12 protein-coding genes and 1 pseudogene are annotated in these 16444 nt (G+C 47.7%); 5 read left to right on the forward strand and 8 right to left on the reverse strand.

Annotation, left to right across the window (positions count from 1 at the left end; translation table 11 throughout):
- Positions 1 to 259: 259 nt before the first annotated feature.
- The 8 genes and pseudogenes from L3J70_10195 to L3J70_10230 all read right to left on the reverse strand — a co-directional run bounded on the left by L3J70_10195 (position 260) and on the right by L3J70_10230 (position 9687).
- On the reverse strand, positions 260 to 700 hold the full coding sequence (locus L3J70_10195) for a prepilin-type N-terminal cleavage/methylation domain-containing protein (protein MCF6236722.1): 441 nt from the start codon (positions 698 to 700) through the stop codon (positions 260 to 262).
- A gap of 85 nt (positions 701 to 785) precedes the next feature.
- On the reverse strand, positions 786 to 1400 hold the full coding sequence (locus L3J70_10200; protein MCF6236723.1) for a GspH/FimT family pseudopilin: 615 nt from the start codon (positions 1398 to 1400) through the stop codon (positions 786 to 788).
- An 18-nt stretch (positions 1401 to 1418) separates the two neighbouring features.
- On the reverse strand, positions 1419 to 6284 hold the full coding sequence (locus L3J70_10205; GenBank protein ID MCF6236724.1) for a hypothetical protein: 4866 nt from the start codon (positions 6282 to 6284) through the stop codon (positions 1419 to 1421).
- A gap of 65 nt (positions 6285 to 6349) precedes the next feature.
- Positions 6350 to 6934 carry a PilX N-terminal domain-containing pilus assembly protein gene (locus tag L3J70_10210; GenBank protein ID MCF6236725.1) on the reverse strand — a complete coding sequence of 195 codons (585 nt, stop codon included), beginning with the start codon at positions 6932 to 6934 and terminating at the stop codon, positions 6350 to 6352.
- Between the two features lie 6 nt (positions 6935 to 6940).
- The gene (locus L3J70_10215) at positions 6941 to 7894 is read right to left on the reverse strand and encodes a PilW family protein (GenBank protein ID MCF6236726.1); all 954 of its coding nucleotides are present in this window, start codon (positions 7892 to 7894) and stop codon (positions 6941 to 6943) included.
- 33 nt (positions 7895 to 7927) lie between these two features.
- Complete coding sequence (pilV, locus tag L3J70_10220) at positions 7928 to 8428, reverse strand: type IV pilus modification protein PilV (GenBank protein ID MCF6236727.1); 501 nt, start codon at positions 8426 to 8428, stop codon at positions 7928 to 7930.
- Positions 8429 to 9246: 818 nt separating this feature from the next.
- Positions 9247 to 9552 (reverse strand): type IV pilin protein, encoded by a 306-nt coding sequence (locus L3J70_10225; GenBank protein ID MCF6236728.1) that lies wholly within the window; start codon positions 9550 to 9552, stop codon positions 9247 to 9249.
- 27 nt (positions 9553 to 9579) lie between these two features.
- Positions 9580 to 9687 (reverse strand): annotated as a pseudogene (locus tag L3J70_10230) (prepilin-type N-terminal cleavage/methylation domain-containing protein).
- A 251-nt stretch (positions 9688 to 9938) separates the two neighbouring features.
- Between L3J70_10230 and L3J70_10235 the strand changes: the two are divergent.
- Genes L3J70_10235 through L3J70_10255 form a run of 5 tightly spaced genes read left to right on the forward strand, consistent with a single transcriptional unit; the run spans position 9939 to position 16436 of the window.
- Entirely contained in the window at positions 9939 to 10562 is a 624-nt protein-coding gene (locus L3J70_10235) for a GspH/FimT family pseudopilin (GenBank protein ID MCF6236729.1), read from the forward strand.
- Positions 10562 to 11053, forward strand: coding sequence for a type IV pilus modification protein PilV (gene pilV, locus L3J70_10240; protein MCF6236730.1), 492 nt, complete (start codon positions 10562 to 10564; stop codon positions 11051 to 11053). Before L3J70_10235 ends, pilV (L3J70_10240) begins: the two co-directional genes overlap by 1 nt.
- Positions 11050 to 11847, forward strand: coding sequence for a PilW family protein (locus L3J70_10245; protein MCF6236731.1), 798 nt, complete (start codon positions 11050 to 11052; stop codon positions 11845 to 11847). Before pilV (L3J70_10240) ends, L3J70_10245 begins: the two co-directional genes overlap by 4 nt.
- Positions 11848 to 11855: 8 nt before the next feature.
- Positions 11856 to 12446 carry a PilX N-terminal domain-containing pilus assembly protein gene (locus tag L3J70_10250; GenBank protein MCF6236732.1) on the forward strand — a complete coding sequence of 197 codons (591 nt, stop codon included), beginning with the start codon at positions 11856 to 11858 and terminating at the stop codon, positions 12444 to 12446.
- A gap of 33 nt (positions 12447 to 12479) precedes the next feature.
- Positions 12480 to 16436, forward strand: a complete 3957-nt coding sequence (locus tag L3J70_10255; protein MCF6236733.1) for a hypothetical protein — start codon at positions 12480 to 12482, stop codon at positions 16434 to 16436.
- The last annotated feature ends 8 nt before the right edge of the window (positions 16437 to 16444 follow it).

Here is a 16444-nt window from a genome sequence, read left to right on the forward strand (position 1 = left end):
AAGCAGAGTTAAAAGCCAAGGCGGATGCAAAAAAAGCAGAAGCTGAGAAAAAGCTTAAAGAGAAACAGGAAGCTTTAAAAGAGAAAGCAGCTGATGAAGTGCAAGATAAACTAAAGGGTCTTTTTAATTAGGAACGAGCACATCATGACTCCTTCTGATTCTCAACAAGCTCCACACCCAGAACAAACCCAGCTCTTTTTAAGTGCTCGAAACTATCGTATTTTCCTTAAGGGGCTGTCGCTGGCTTTGTCATTTAATTCTAATTCACGTTCCAATCGTTATCTGTGGCTCCAAAACCGTCATTGCCTTCGTCCCAGCGGCGAGCACCGGCATTGCTCAGTGTCATAACGCCATCGCCGGCCTGTCGGCCGGTGGGTGTGGCGGTCAGGGTGTAGATGCTTGCGGTGGCCGCAATGGTGAGGTTGTAGGCCGCTGTGCCGCCGTCAACGGGTGAGGTGCTGGAAAATATCCACGGGCTGCCGGTGTCAGTAGGTGAACCCTGAGTGCCGGCCGCACCCTGAAACGAGCTGTTGCTGATGAAGTGTCGTTCCATGGCGTTGGCCAAACCCAGTAAGGCGCCCTGGGCATCGGTACGGCGTGCTTTTGTTACCGAGTCCTGGTAAGCGGGCAGAGCGATGGAGGCGAGGATGGCGATGATAGCAACGGTGATCATCAGCTCGATCAGGGTAAAGCCGTGCATTATGTGCGTGGATTGTGTGCGGGCGGTCAACGGAATGTACATGATTTTACCTTGTCTTGTGAGTTCAATGCGTGTGATGCGATGTTTAGCCTGGCGCAGTGCAACTGCCTAGTGGAGCTGTGTTGCTACCGCTAATCAAACGCGGCCGTCCGGTGGCACTGATGCGGATTTGCCGACCATAATTTACACCTCGGCTATCGCAAATAGCGAAGTTGGCTACAGCACCGGCGTTGTTGCCATCCGCAGAATAAATAAAGGCGTTGAGTGTAGCGCCGGTAAGTATGGTGGTGTCACCGTTCACGCTGTTACCGACCTTGATGAGAGTATCGGTGGTGGCGGCAAATTGGGTGGCATCTGTATCACTTATGCCATTCACAAAGATAATCCAACCTGATGTCCAGGTATTACCACTGCCCGTGCAGATGGGGGTGGTGGCACTGGGGCTGGCGCTAGTACATAGCACTACATTTGTGCCGCGTTTAACCGCTTCGCTGCGGGCAATATTGATATCTGTGACCAAGTTATTGGTTTGCGTGGCTAGCCGGTTATTGGCGATGGTGGTCTGAAAGCTGGGTACAGCTACTGTAAGCAAAATAGCGGCTATAGACAGGGTGATCATCATTTCGATTAAGGTGAAACCGGCTTGTGCACCGGGCGGAAAATGCCCTATGCAAGTATCAGAATGGACTCTGTTTATCATGACGTGTGTGCTCGTTGGTTATTTGATTTGGCGCCAGGCCTGACGGCCGGTGCCCTGACCAAAGGTATTTTCACGAATGACCTCAGTGGTACCACTACTGGTGTTTTGGTATTTGAGATCAGAATCAGATTTGCCATCGTTAAGAATAGCGGGTGTGCCGGAGGGGGCTCCACCCTGAATAAGGCGTCCGCTACCAGGTAATTCAACATCGTCGTAGGTCACTCTGTCATTATCGTCGAACAGACCGTCGCCATTAATGTCAAAGGGTGACTCTTGCAGACGACCACCGTCTGCGGCATCCAGCTCCATGAGCCAACCAGTACCTTCAGGATTACACAGATTTCCGCTGGGAATGAGGGTCACAAAGACTATGACATCTCCCATCAGCAGCGGGCGGTAAATGACCCGTTCACCAGGTTCTGGTAGCTGCATAAACCAGCCCTTGTCACCACTGGCCATAGTATTGTCACTGGTGACCCGGATTTCACAGTTTGCAGAGTTGGAAGCAATATCCACACACGTGGTGTTAATCACGGTGGAGATGGTTTGTTCTAATAGTTCGATGGCGGGGGTACCGGTTATGCGGCTGCCGCTGTCGATAATGCCGTAGAAGTTTTGGCTTTGTGAACCGGTGGCAGTGTTATCGGTAGCTTCCAGATATTTGCCCGAACCGAAGTAGACCATCAAGTCCGAGCCGTTAGGGGCATAACCCACTTCCGGCTGGCTGGTGATGGGTTGCGCGTTGCCACTGGCATCTTTGGCAACGAACAGTGGTTTTGGCGTAGTGCCTTGTGAGTAGGCCACGCTCCAGCTACTGGAGCTGCTACTGCTCAGGTCAAACTTCCACATATTACCAAACAGGTCACCAGCGTAGACCACGTCAACAATGTGGTCACCATTGGTATCAACTGGAGCCACATCGCTTAAGCCATTGGCACGACCGGCACCAGTGGGGTCTTCTGCCATGCCTGCCTGGGTGTTGATCTTGCGGATCACTGAACCGTTGGAGATGTCGAGGATGTACAACACCGCATCGCCGGTGGTGCTGGCAGCGCCGTCAGACTCTGTGTTGTTGTAACCATTACCAAATACTGCACCCCAGGTGCCGCTATTGAGCCGCACAATCGCGGGTTTGCTGTAGGTGTAACCCAATGCATATTGCATGTCAGCATCGGTGTCGGTATCGTCTTTGTCAGCGTACTCCCACAGCACGGTGGAGGCAGCGTTGCTTTCCGTGAAACTGGCGCTGGTTACATCCAGTGCATAAATGGCCTGGCCACCACGATTGAGACCCGCAGCCAGTACGGAATGCCACGAACCGCCAAAGAAGGCATCGGATATCGTGGGTGTACCATCTACATAATATTTGTGACTGTAGCTGGGCGAGGTCAGGGCGCTAAGCCGTGAATAGACTTCGTTGGGTACATAGGCCATCATTTCCGTACCCTTGCTGCTGCCGGTTGAAGCATCGAAGCCATGTAACATGCCGTCGTTGGCGCCGACATACACCATGGGAGTGCGGGGCGAGCTGTGATATGTATTGTGAAAAGTGGAATAGGCCACGGCATTTTCCGGTGCGCCCGCTCCCCATGTGTCTGGGAAGAAGGAATTGGGATTGCCCACAAAGACCGGGCTGGAATTGACCATGTCGCCGAGAACGTGGCTATTGCCATTTAAATCGACCCGATCGCGGAAGCCACTGATGCCGGTTTTACCGCGCAAGAAATCAACACGGTCGGAACCCAGGCCATCGACAACACCGTTGGAGTTGTTATTCAACATGGCCTGCTGCGTAACTGAAATACCACTGTTCCAGCGGAAAGGCACGCCCGCGCCAGATACTGCCGAACCGTCATGAGTGAGGATCACCCGTAATCCAAAAGTGGGGATGTTGTCCACCGCCGACCAGCTGGGCGTGCTGCTGATACTGCCCACTACGCCCAGAGCCGGATCAGATATTATGGAATAGGCTTTCAGGTCGCCCGTCCAGGTACCGGTATCGAAGGTGGACTGGATCAGGGCAGTATCCGAGCTGATTTCACCGCTGGTCAGCGCTGCGGCACTGGCCGATACACCGCTGCGCGCGATGATTTCATTAAAGGCATTGGATAGCTGTTTTTTCAGGTTTAACGCATTGGTCACCAGGAAATAATTGTCTGGGTCACCATCGCCGTCGCTATCCCACTCGGAGGTCATGTCGGGCAGGTTGTTGGCAGAGGCACTATCTTCCTGGAATCCGCCCCACTTGGCGGCATACCACAATGGATCTTTGAGGAATGTGGCGGAAGTACCCGAGTTACCAGGGGTGAATGTGCGTGATGCCACAAGTGGTAAGGGATCACCTGCAATGTTAGGGGTATCCAGAAAATAGTCAGGGTCACTGCTGGCACCAGTGTCTACATCGCGTATTTCCAGATAGGTACCATCGGCGGTGGTGCCAGAGATGATGTAACCCATATGCTGAACGATACAGCCGGAGGCATAAGTGGAAGTCATATTGATGGTTACTGTGCCATCGCCATTGACAACGTATTCGTACACCGCAATGGCATCCATATCATGATCAGCACCCTGCTCCACATCTTCGTAGTTGATGCGAAATTTGCCGTAGGTTGGCGTGAGGGTTTCGACATAAAAATCCACGATGGTGTTGGTGGGCTGGAAATCGCTCACAGACGGGGTGATACCCAGGCAGCCGCCCACGGATTTGGCAAATGGCACCAGAGTGATGTTGCCGCCGCCAGCCATTGGGATGTCGATGTTTGGCAATGGTGAAGCAAGCGCGACAGAGAAGGTATCAATCTTCTGGTCACCCATGGCTGGATTGACATCGTTAATGGTGCCGTAATAACCGATACTCGCTGAGTAGTAACTGCCTTCTTTGGTGGGTTCTTCCGGTGCCAGGCCGCGGATAGTGCCGAGGCTGGTGACGGTCTTGCTGGTGGGTGCGCCATCATAGACGGCATTTGATTGGCCAATGAAGTGGTTGCCAACAATACCTGTTTCACCGCTGGTAATCGTATTGGCGAGTGTTGATACGTTTACGCCGCTCATATCGCTAGCGAGACCACCGAAATAACTGCCCGGCAGTTGATTGGAATCATAGGACGGATTGATGTCCGCAATCACGATCTGAAAAGGTTTTGCACAGGCGGGAAAGCCACTGGTGCCATACGGATCTATCCAGCTTGGCAACGGCAGACCCAGGGTCGCATCATCATTCCCTGAGCTGGCAATATTGAACTCAGGTGTGGGCGTTGCCTTGCCAGCAAAATAACGCATACCTTCATACATCATTTCGGCAACCGGGTTACCCCAGTCGGTAATCACACCTTCTGTCATCGGACCATTGGTCACCCATGCGCCAGGCCAGCCAGGTGCGTAGTCTTTGCTTCCATAGCGGAAATTAGCGATTCTCAAACGATCCATGGTACCAATCACACCAATGGTGCTGGTATAGGTGCCATCATTGGCGTTGATTTCGTCTGTGATGGAACCAACGTTTTTGCGCAGAACGCCACCGGACATATTTTTTTCGTAGGATCCGGTTAGCAGACCGAAGTACATGCTGTCGTTTTCACCGTAGCTTTGCAGCAGGCCGACAGGTTTGTAGTTACCGTTAGGGTAAACCTGGCAGTTGGCTTCCAATAGACCTGCGACACAAACCTGAGTGCGGACGACGTAATCACTAATGGTCGAAGCGGGACGGGCTTTCTGCCAATAGAGGAAATAATTGTCACCGTCCCCAGTTTCTTGGTGGCGAAATTTGATTGTGTGATTGCCGACGGACAGGAACCGTGTGCCACTGTGGGTTTGACAGTTGCATTTACCGTGGGCACCATACCAATCAGCGACAACAAAGCCATCGATAATGACATCGACTGCATCGTCACCATCCACTGCAAAGGAGTAAATACCTGCTTCGCCAGGAGGAATGACCAGTATACCTTCAAAGATCGTCAGGTAATTATCGTTGCTGCCGTATGGGTTGCCGCTACCATTGATTGTGCTGACATTGCCTGAGCCAAACTTGTTTCCAGCAGTAGCATAAGAGGCTTCCAGCGCGTCGTAATCAGCCGTATTGCTGGGGTAGGAGCCGTAGTGATGGGTATCGTATGTTGTTTGAGTAAGATTTTCCAGGCCTGCTACCGTTGGGTCGGAGCTGGCGGGCACAATTTGCCAGCTACTCGCAGTTTGTGCGCAGTTTGTATCGCCGCAAGTGCTGCCCGCCACAGGGCGTTCTTTGGAGACCCATTCCCAGATGCGAAAATAACTATCATTCAATACTCGGAAAAGGGGCGGGTCATTGCTGCTCACTAGAGTGGTATTGGCAAACAAGTGACGTGTACCTGAGACGGGCAGGTTAAGTGGTGAATATTCTTGAATATCGTAACCATCTGTGGCGATGCTGGCGTATTCCTTGCCCCAGCTATGGGCATCCTGTGGAATGTAGGAACGTTCCAGTACCGTCGTAGAAACGGTGTCTGTGGAACGGCTGCCACCGTAAAACACTTTGCGCAGGGCATCAATGCGCGAGGTCGTGAGGTAATTCAGAAAGTCGCCGGACCATTCGTTAGCACCCACGCACTTTTTGGTAACTGTGGTGGCGCTGGGTTCAAAGCGGCTGTTGGTCGAGTTGTAGACGTAACATAAGTTAGAGCCGAAATAGCCGTAATAATCAATGACTGTCGGTTTGTAACCCACGTCTAATATTCCATCACTATTGAGATCAGAGGCATCGTTGTAAGCCTCGTAATACAATTTGTGGTCACGACCCATCGTCATCAGGGTAAGCGGCGGAGCAGATTGCGCGGCAAATAATGGGGAATCAGAAAGATTCAGGGTTGCGGCCATACCCGTTGTGGCGGTGGTTAACAAACCCATAGCCAGAATGTTTGTAGCGAGAATGGCTGTAGTAAAAATGTGTGGCATTTTCATAACATGAAACCTCATTGTGAGCCGTAAAAGCGTTCGGCATACATTGTTTCGATGATGGATTGCGCGGTGTCGGTGCCGCCGATGCCTTGGGCGGTAACGCGGTAAATCACACGCTGGGAGCGTGATTGCCCAGTACCCATCACCAAACTACCCCGGGACGTGCTATTTTGTTCAACAATAAAACGTGGGCTGGCAGCCAGCCCATTGAGGGTGCTGCTGTAGTTGCGACCGTTAGACTGCCACCAGCTGAGTGACTTGTCTGTCATGTTGGTTAAGTCTGTCGCATTTAATTTAAAGATGTCACAAGGAGCACTGGCGCAGCTATTTACTGTGCCTGGTGCTTGTATCTGGCTATTTATCCAGCTCTCCCCTTCACGTACGGCGCTTTCCGCAGCCTGGAAGGCAAGCATTGTGTCACGTGAATTACTGGACATGCGCTCCTGCATTATTGTGGATTGCATGCCCGACAAACCCAGCAGGGTCAGCACCACCAGCAACATCAAACTGATGATGAGAGAGGCACCGGCTTGTACTTTGGCCAGGGGTGTTTTACCGGCGAAAACCGTCAGCGATTTGTTGTCAGTGGTGGGGTGCATAATAGCTTACGGATTCCTGTTGCGAATACTAATGGTGTTATTGAAGGTACGCCGCAGACGGCCATCACCACTGGCACCCTTGGGGGATACATTGCTGGATTCACTGCGTACTATCAGGGTGACGCGCAAGCTGTTGACCTGATCTATTTTTAGACTACCGGTACCAGGACTCACATAACGCATGGCACCGTTGGTGGCATCAAGTAGCTCACCAAACTGGATTTGCAAATCCTCGATTCCTTCCACCAGCTCCACCGCAGAAGTACCGTTTATTGAGCGGAACAGAGCGGGTTCGCCGCTGGCACCCGCCTGGATGGAATATGTCGCTTCGCGTACCTGGTAAACCATGGCACCTCCTTGATATTGCTGGCTCATACTGGAGGTGTTGTTGCCCGGCGAAGTACCTCCACCGGTATTGTGATTCAGGGTATTTGAGGCAGAGGGGTTATTATTGGATATCTGAAATAAGTCGCCAGCCTCGCAGTTGGTCACTAGCATTATGTCTCCCTTTGCCAGCCCCGAAGCATCGGCAACATGGAGGACGGAAGATGCTGTAGGCATGAAGGGGGCGGTGACTCTCATGCCATCGCTTAGTGCGCCCCGCAGAGTAACGGTGTCGGAGCTGTTGAGGCCAGCATTGTTGGTGCCACCGAGGCCGCCCTGGCCTAGCAGATTTATATATCCCGTACCTCCGTTGTCGAGATTATCGGTGATAGAAATATCCTGGCTACGGCACCCCCAGTATCCGGCCATGCGCAGGTCATCCGCCAAAATACGCATAGCGGTACGGCCATTTTCCTGCATCCTTGACAGTGACTCCTGCACCAAGAAACTTTTTTTGTTGGCCAAGAAAATTTGCAACACCCCAGCCATCAGCACCAAGCTGATGACCATAGCCACCATAATTTCGATGAGGGTCAGTCCGGTCTGATGTCTGGATGTGTTGCGTGTATCTTTCATTTTGTGTGTATAAACAGTTCTCGGTAATAGGGGTTAACGGCTGTAAAGCACTTGCCCTGAGATGCTCAGGCATATCATGTCGTTAGGGTCAGTTGGGTCGCAGCTGATACCTGTGGCACCGTTGCGTGCGTCGTCCCACATCACGGTAACGGTATGCGGCAAGCTGGCACTAGTACCAGTGACCGTGCCACGCCCCGAGGGCAATGTGGCGGCAAGGTTGATGGACCATTCTCCAACATCATTGTCGGCCAGATTGGCCGGGGAGCAGCTGGAGATAATGCAGCCAGGATCGCTGGGCAGGCTACCTGTATCAATGCTGTTGTAGGCATTGGCATCAATGCCCATGGGGTTGGCACGCATGCGATCCAGCATCTCGTAGGCCAAAAAGGTTGCTTGTGAGCGTTGGTAGGCGCTGTTGTTGTGCTTTAGGCTGCTGGCTTGCAGACCGGCCAGACCCAGTAGGCCGATAGAGATAACGATCATCGTCACAAGAACTTCGATTAATGAAAATCCTGAAGAGCGTATCGCCATCATTTAAGTGCCATTAACACGCTGTGTGGGTAATTGCTGCTACAGCAAGTGACCATGTTTTCTATCAGTGTGAACCCAAGTGTGCTTTTCATAATTCAGCCTAATACACAGATCTATTACTCACTAATAGCGTCAGGAACTTATAAATGTTAAGTGAATAATGGCAGAGAAGGCTGGGCTGTGTTCGGAGTCACAAATATAGCTGATTATTACGGTAGCATCAGTGAAAAGCAGTTTTGTGCTATGTTCTCAGATTCATGTGACTCCAAGAAATTCATCAAAACTATCAGCGTTAACAAATGCTGTTTTACTATCAGGGTAGGCCTTTAAAAAAGAGGCTGGAAATTTAACTCTGGCTTTTGGGTTTCATTTGAACTCCCAGGCATGTAGTTTGTTGTGAGTCTCTTCAAGATAGTCTACCTCCTGTTGTTGATGTGCTCTCCAAAAGTAAGATCGGGTTGTGAAATCCTGTTGGTATGATAAGTATTTCCTTCTCTCGCTGACTAAAAAATTTTCCCATAAAGCGCCAATATCAGTGCGTGAGTCTACAGAAGTAAAATTTCCAATAACGGCATTTCTTATATCCTGAATTCAATAAAAGCATACATTTTTTGAACTGCAGTTCAAAATTTACATGTAAATTTTGAGTTTTTCATCAATGTACAAGTACTCTGATTTCATAAATTATTCGCTACACATGCACATTTAATAAGATAGAAAACTATAATTTAAGTTTGTGGGTATGGGGCACGATAATTAAAAAAACAGGGCCTATGCCATACCTGCACCTGCTTTTATTAATACCCTCTCATTCTGTTTTATTACCATATTTTCTCTGCTGAAACGATTATTCCGTTATTATCTTTATCCCAGTTTCTCTGCCCCGTAGAGAGCAGCTCCAGGTAACCATCACCATCTTGTGACCCACCACTAATCGGTGTTGCACGCAATTTATAAGTCGATGCCGTGACCACTTGTATTGCTAAGTTATAAGTTTTTTTATTAGAGTGAACGGGAGCCTGCGTTGCAAAAATAGTTGTTTTAGGTGGGCCGGGCACAGTTGTCGCTGCATCGACATAAGTGAGATTTTGAGATTGGTAACGCACCATTGATGCTGCAAAATCCATTAATGCCCCTTGAGCATCCGCACGGTGACTTTTTTTAACGCTATCGACATAACTCGGATAAGCAATTCCGGCTAATATGCCAATAATTGCTACAGCGATCATGAGTTCAATCAAACTAAAACCTGTTTTTTTCATTTTCAACTTCCTAATTGTCTGTTTTTAGCCGCCACCAAGCATGATGTAAATCATACTATGCACATTTTGTTGAGCTTTCCAGTGCCGTTAATCCAAATAGCGTCAGGGATTTAGTGAAAAATTCCTGAATAGTGGAGAGTTGTGAATTAAATCACATCCAGTCAATTTTCAAGTTCTGGATAGAACGAACGATACTTAGATACGTACATAGCTGACAAAAAACCGTCATGCATAGGTGAGGTGAAAATTATATGCAAAGTAGTACAAGCCAGACAGGGAAGTACTCTACAGGTTTTTCATTGATTGAACTCATGGTCACCCTTTCAGTCGCCAGCATTGTGATGATGGTCGCCATTCCAAGCTTTCAAAGCACCGTGAGCGATAATCAAATGGCAACAGCGGTGAATGAGTTCGTTCGTACATTAAATGCCGCGCGAAGTGAAGCACTTAAACAAAGTATTCGAGTGACGGTATGTAAAAGTAATAACCCAACGGTGGCAGAGCCCGCTTGTACAACCTCAGGAGGGTGGGAGCAGGGATGGATCGCTTTTGTTGATAAAGATGCCGATAGTGTGGTGGATTACTCTGCTGATCTGACAGTAGATGAAATGCCGTTTCAAATTCACGCTCCTTTGGAAGGCTCAAACCGCACTTTGCGTGGTCAGTTTGGTTCAGTCACTGATCGTGTGACTTTTCTGGCTTCAGGTTATGCCACTGCAACGAACGGACAACTTATTCTCTGTGATGATCGAATAAAAGTCTTTGCAACAGACAAAGGCAAGGCGCGTGTTGTCATTATCTCTCAAATTGGACGCATCAGAACAGTTGAAGGTGATCATGCTGATGTGAATGCTGCGGTGAACTCATGCACTTGATGAATATAAAAAATAGAGGTTTCACTCTGATCGAAGTATTGGTCTCTATGGCCGTTTTAGGCGTGGGTATTCTGGGAGTTGCTGCCTTGCAAATAACAAACGCTCAAAATAACAGCAATGCCTACCTGCGCAGTCAGGCCGTGTTTTTAGCCTATGATATTGCTGATCGAATGCGTGCTAATCCAGTCGCAGTGGGTAATGGAGCTTATGCAGCAGTGACAGGAAGCGAAGATGATAGTCCGCTTGGTTTCAATTGCGTTACAACTTTTCCTGCTGGATCAACATGCACAGAAGCAGAGTTTGCTTTAGCTAATATTGCTGCATCTCAGTATGGTTGGTTATCCGCACTTGCAGAGTATTTACCTGCTGGAACCGGAACCATTGTATGCAGTGATGCCCCATGCACTGAAACTTCACCCCATACCGTGACAATTAGCTGGAATGATCTTGAAGGATTACCCATGAGCTTTGACTTCAGGTTTACTTTATGAAACCACTCATGAAGCAATATGGCTTTTCTTTAGTCGAAGTGATGGTGGCTTTGATTGTCGGCATGATTCTTACTGCGGGGCTGATTCAAGCTTTTCAAAGTCACAGGTTGTCCCACCAGGCTAATGAAGGTTTTTCTATACTGCAGGAAAATTCACGCTTTGCTTTAGATATGGTTGGGCGTTATATGCGTTTGGCGGGGTATCGAGATGCTTCATCCAATTCCATAGAAGATGACTTTTCACTGATTATAGGTGGAACTTTGATGGCACCAGCACCCGCAGTTCCCGGAGTATTGGCAGGGCAGGTTATTCAAGGCGTTAATGGTAGCAGCGGCGCTCCTGATTCAGTAACCTTTCGTTATCTGGGTAGCATTCTCGGTGCATCAGATAATTGCCTTGGCACTGCATTGACTGTCGGAGAGGTGACTAATATAAATTTTTATATTAGTGGCAGCAACTTGGTCTGCCGGTCTGAAGTGAGAGATGCAGCAACAGGTGCTGAGTTGACCGCTGTGGCCGAGCAGGTATTGGCTGAGGGTGTTGATGATATGCAGATTTTGTATGGCCTGGATGATGATGCCAATGGTGCGGCGAATCGTTATGCCAATGCGGCAGCGATTACAGACTGGAGCGAGGTTGTGAGTGTGCGTCTGGCACTGCTATTTAATACCACGATTGCTGTCGAGAGCAGTGATTTGACACAAAATTATACTCTGTTAGGAACAACAAGTGGCTCCTATACAGACCGTTTAAGGCGGCGTGTTGTAACAACAACTGTGACGTTAAGAAATTAGGAGTTGTGATGGTTGAAATGAAAAAACAGAGCGGTGCGGTGCTGATGATCAGTTTGTTGGTGTTATTAGTTATTACATTATTAGGTGTGAGCTCAACACATGGTACGCGAACGCAAGAGCGTATGGCAAAAAACTCTCAAGATAGGCAGATAGCATTTCAAACAGCAGAAACAACAGCTTCCTGGACAGAGCAAAAAGTATTCGATGACATTGGTGGGGATATTTTTAATATAGACCTTACGGAGTGGTGTGACCTGTTTGTCGAGGATTTAAGCACCCTGTCTACTGATTGTAAAGATAGTGGTGGTAATGCCAAGCCTTGGGATAGCTCATATAAGGTCTGGGAAAGTGGTGTTGTAAAAAATCAGGCATTAACTTCCGCTCAGAAAACATCTCTTTTTGGTACGAACAGTGCGATAGCAAAAGACCCGCGCCAACAAGTTGTACTGCTTAATCTTGAGAAACGTAAAGGCTTTGAAAGCAGCAGTGCGCCAGGTGGATTAGTGGCGACATTTGTAGTGACCAGCCTGGGCTATGGTGAGGAAGAAAACACCACTGTGAAAATCCAGACTTTATTTAATGTTGATGTAGGGCTTTAAGGCTCTGTTTAATACGATAAGAGGATCGAAATTATGCGTTTTTATCGAAAAATATGTAGTGTCACCATAATACTGAGTTTGTTGATAACGCCCAATGTCAATGCGACGACTAATACAACCACGGTCGCCCCTAATTTGATGATTATTTTCAGCACTGCATTTTCGATGCATCGTGAAATGGATGACTCAACTTACCCACGTATAGATACTGATAACGATGGAGTAACACGTGATGATTATTATCGCTTTGATGATGGTGGCTTCGATCAATGGAATCTTGGTAATGCTTCGCCAGCGCCCGCACCGTGGAATAGCAGTGGGACTTTCCTGAGAACTGGGCTACATGGTAACCAGCCTGATTCAAAGCTTTATCAGAGTAAGAAGGCCTTTCTGGAGATTTTAAATAATGATAGCCTTACGGGTGATATCAATATTGGATTTTCTACATTCAGGCAAATGTTTGGCTTGTCAATGGCCACTATGGAACGTATGAGCACTGCAACTTATCCTGAAGTTCTTCCACCTGGAGGTAACCCTTTTGCGAATCTGACTAACAGAGGTAACCCTGCAGACCCTGCCTCACTGCACCCAACACACCCAGCCGGAAATGATATTTTTAAAGCTTCAACGCCTGACAAAAATGTGTTTGCAAGTGATATGACTAATTTTTCTTCAATGAAATGGTGGCGGCAATGGTTTGATTGGAAGGCTCCTGAAAGCGTAACAGGGAATGACTATAGTAACTCTGGTTTAGTGACCCCTTGTGCTTATCCTGTTTCAGGAAGCCCAATGTATGGAAATCCTGCTTTGGGAGGAGCTAGTGGTAAATATTATGAGACAGGCCGAGGTTTTTTAGACGATAGTTTTACAACGTTTCTTGACAATAACGGTGGTGATGGTGGATTGCCGCTTCGGTTAAAATACCGGAGTGGAGCAAAAGATCAGTCATATAGTCGTACAGAGTGTAGTATTGATGGAGATCGTTGGCCTTGGGGGGTGCGTAATGTTACGGGGGCACGCAGTCAGGCTGAAGTTGATGTCAATCTCCCTGTGATTGAACATTACCTGTGCAGAGTATCGTATAACTCACAGATGAATAGGTTTGTAGCATTTTATAATGCCAATCGACCTTATCGTCACGCATACCCAGGGGTTAGTTCAGGCTACGGTCTACGTTACTCTACACCAGACGGCTATTTGTTTGACGCAAACGGCTTGTTGGTTGACAGAGCAGGCGATGATAGGTCAATTTCTGATTATGTTACTAATTGTGCGTCACCTCTTTCAGCTCAAAATATTATTACTCAAACTGCACGAGTTAGTGATCAGCTTAGAGCGTGGGGGCCTCTTTCAGGAAACCCTAGTTTGACACCAGCCTATTTTTCACAAATACCATACTACTGGATGGGCGTTAGCGCTAATACGACGGATGCTGAAATTGGAGCAATGACTGGATGGTCTGGTAAAACGATCTATAAAAGGGATTGTGATGGAGCAGGAGTCGGTACAGATGAGTGCATGACAGCCTCTTATCCTTCAGGTGTAACGGACCCTTGTGATGACAGCCGTAATTTATGCCCTAATACAACTGATGTTAACGATCCTGACAAGTTGTATCGATATGTTAAAACCATGGGGGAAGATTTGCCCTCAAATTCACGCCACATGGGCATATTCCTGGATCTTCCTGATCCGGCATTGGGATACGCTGATAACAGGGCAAAAATAAAGGGGTTTATGGGTTATCAACAGATGGGGCTTGATGGTAATGATTACAATCCTGCAACTCAGACTATAGCTGGAAGTAAAGGTATTGCTGCCAGCTCACACCCATGGCAGGCGAATCAATCACCGATTTATCAATCACTCATGAGTGCTTATGCCTATTTCAGTGCTTATAAAGAGGCTGATACTCTATATGATAGTTGTCGAAGCAATAATATCTTGCTGTTTTATGATGGAAAGGAAGATGCTCGCTGGGAAACTGTTGACGGCAATAGAGTTTATGCTAAACCAGAAGAGATAGCAGCCAAATTATATGATGATCTGGGTGTTCGGGTTCATGTAGTCATCATGTCAAATAACATTGGTGATATTGACCAGGCAAACCTGATTGCAGCTAATGGAAACCCTGCTGTTAATGGCTCTCCTGCTGAAGCGTATGTTGCGGGTACACCGCAAGAGCTTAAAAATGCTCTGTCCAGTACATTAAGCACTATTGGTCTGAGCGGTGAAGTGAGTGAAGTGGCTCCGGCTATCCCCACTGTTACCAAAGCGGGTAGCAAGGTTTTTCTGGCAGGGAGTGAGCAATCGCCAAGTGCGGGGCATCTCAGAGCCTATGAAGTTGATAATAATGATGCTTTAACTTTAAGTTGGGATGCAGCAGATCAAATGACAGTCGCTGAGCGTAAAAGCAGGCTATGGTCAACAAAGTCTGATGGTGATCTTAAAAAGTTTAAATCCCTAGATGATGCTGCTTTTGTAGCCAGTGGTACGCCAACAGTAGCGACGATCAAGAAGTATACGCTTGATCCATCCTATGATAACGAAGCGTACCTCCTGAATCGAAAATATAGCAGTTTGTTAGGCACTATTGGGGAAAATAACTACACCATGGCTTTGGGTTCACCGAGTGATCCTGCTTTGTGGCGTGATTCAGATTATCGTACTTATGTTAAGGCCAGAAAACTTGATCGTATTCCCCTCGTATTAACCAGTTCGGACGATGGTTTTTTGTATGCCTTTAAGCAGTCCGATGGTGACTTGCTCTGGGGCTGGACTCCACGAAGTATAGTCAAGCATATGCAAACCTATAGCACTTTTCAGTTTGGTAACTATATGGATGGCCGCTTTTATGCAGTGGATGCCAGAAAAAAAAGTGGTGATGATTATAAAACATATATTGTGGGAGCAGCCAGGTCAGGTGCAATGTATTACTCATTAAGGCTGAAAGATAATGGAAAATTGAAAAAGATGGCTTGGAGTGAAGAATATACAGGCCATACCTCTCCAGGAGATGGTGAGCCCCAGTTGTGGCGTCATGACAGTAAGGTTTATGCAATTTATGTCGTGAACAATGGTGCTGGTGCATCAACATTAGTCATACGCAATGTTGCCAAAAAAAGTGACGAAGTGGTTGTGACAGGTTTTTCTTTCAAAATAACCGCTGTACCACTGATTTCAGGAGATGATGAAATTTACCTTGGCGATGAAAATGGCAATGTTTATCGTACGGAGTTGTTGGATGGAAGTGGAGTATTGAAAGCGGATAGTGTTTTACTTGCTGATTTAAACTTGACAACGGCTAAATTAGGAAATTTTGTTCCAGCAACTTTTCCATCATCTGAATTGACATACCTAGGTATCACAACAAGCAGTGATGAAAAACGTTATTTACGAACTCAGTCAACATCACGTCTGACCATTTTTAGAGAAGACTATGTTGATCATGATAGCAATTCTGCAACAGCTGATGTGCCCGTATGGCGCAGAGCATGGACCAGCAGTTCTGATGCAACGAATAATGCAGGGTCATGGGATGCTGATGGAGATTATACAGCCGACTCAACGGGTTCACTCGGGACTGATACTGATGGGTATTTCACACTTAAAACCACAGGAATTCCTTCATTGCCTCCAGGCGCAGTGATCACTGATGCTGCTGCTCTTGCTGGTGATGCAGTCGTTCTGCCTGTGGCTTTGGCACTTACTACAGGTGCCTGTAGTTCCCTGGATGTGGCTTATTACTATTTATATGATTTAGCAACAGGTCAATTTCCGGATGGGAAATTTGGAAGTCGTGATCGTCATATACACGCTGGGTTTGGGGAGCCTAATAGGGTATCTCTGACCACTACGGGTCCGAATAAAATCGACCTTATACCTAATGCACCTCAAAAAACGGATAACACAACGGGTGTTATGGATGGAATTGAGGTCACAGGTGGTCAGCGCTCAGGTCGTAATTCCTGGCGCGAATTGATTCAATAACAAGTTTT

Source organism: Gammaproteobacteria bacterium (assembly GCA_021648145.1).
GTDB lineage: Bacteria > Pseudomonadota > Gammaproteobacteria > JAADGQ01 > JAADGQ01 > S141-38.

Coding starts and splice junctions, on each gene's coding strand:
- L3J70_10195 (MCF6236722.1), bottom strand. CDS start 700: ATGCACGGCTTTACCCTGATCGAGCTGATGATCACCGTTGCTATCATC.
- L3J70_10255 (MCF6236733.1), top strand. CDS start 12,480: ATGCGTTTTTATCGAAAAATATGTAGTGTCACCATAATACTGAGTTTG.
- L3J70_10250 (MCF6236732.1), top strand. CDS start 11,856: ATGGTTGAAATGAAAAAACAGAGCGGTGCGGTGCTGATGATCAGTTTG.
- pilV (MCF6236727.1), bottom strand. CDS start 8,428: ATGATGGCGATACGCTCTTCAGGATTTTCATTAATCGAAGTTCTTGTG.
- L3J70_10245 (MCF6236731.1), top strand. CDS start 11,050: ATGAAACCACTCATGAAGCAATATGGCTTTTCTTTAGTCGAAGTGATG.
- L3J70_10225 (MCF6236728.1), bottom strand. CDS start 9,552: ATGGATTTTGCAGCATCAATGGTGCGTTACCAATCTCAAAATCTCACT.
- L3J70_10200 (MCF6236723.1), bottom strand. CDS start 1,400: ATGATAAACAGAGTCCATTCTGATACTTGCATAGGGCATTTTCCGCCC.
- L3J70_10235 (MCF6236729.1), top strand. CDS start 9,939: ATGCAAAGTAGTACAAGCCAGACAGGGAAGTACTCTACAGGTTTTTCA.
- L3J70_10210 (MCF6236725.1), bottom strand. CDS start 6,934: ATGCACCCCACCACTGACAACAAATCGCTGACGGTTTTCGCCGGTAAA.
- L3J70_10205 (MCF6236724.1), bottom strand. CDS start 6,284: ATGGGTTTGTTAACCACCGCCACAACGGGTATGGCCGCAACCCTGAAT.
- pilV (MCF6236730.1), top strand. CDS start 10,562: ATGAATATAAAAAATAGAGGTTTCACTCTGATCGAAGTATTGGTCTCT.
- L3J70_10215 (MCF6236726.1), bottom strand. CDS start 7,894: ATGAAAGATACACGCAACACATCCAGACATCAGACCGGACTGACCCTC.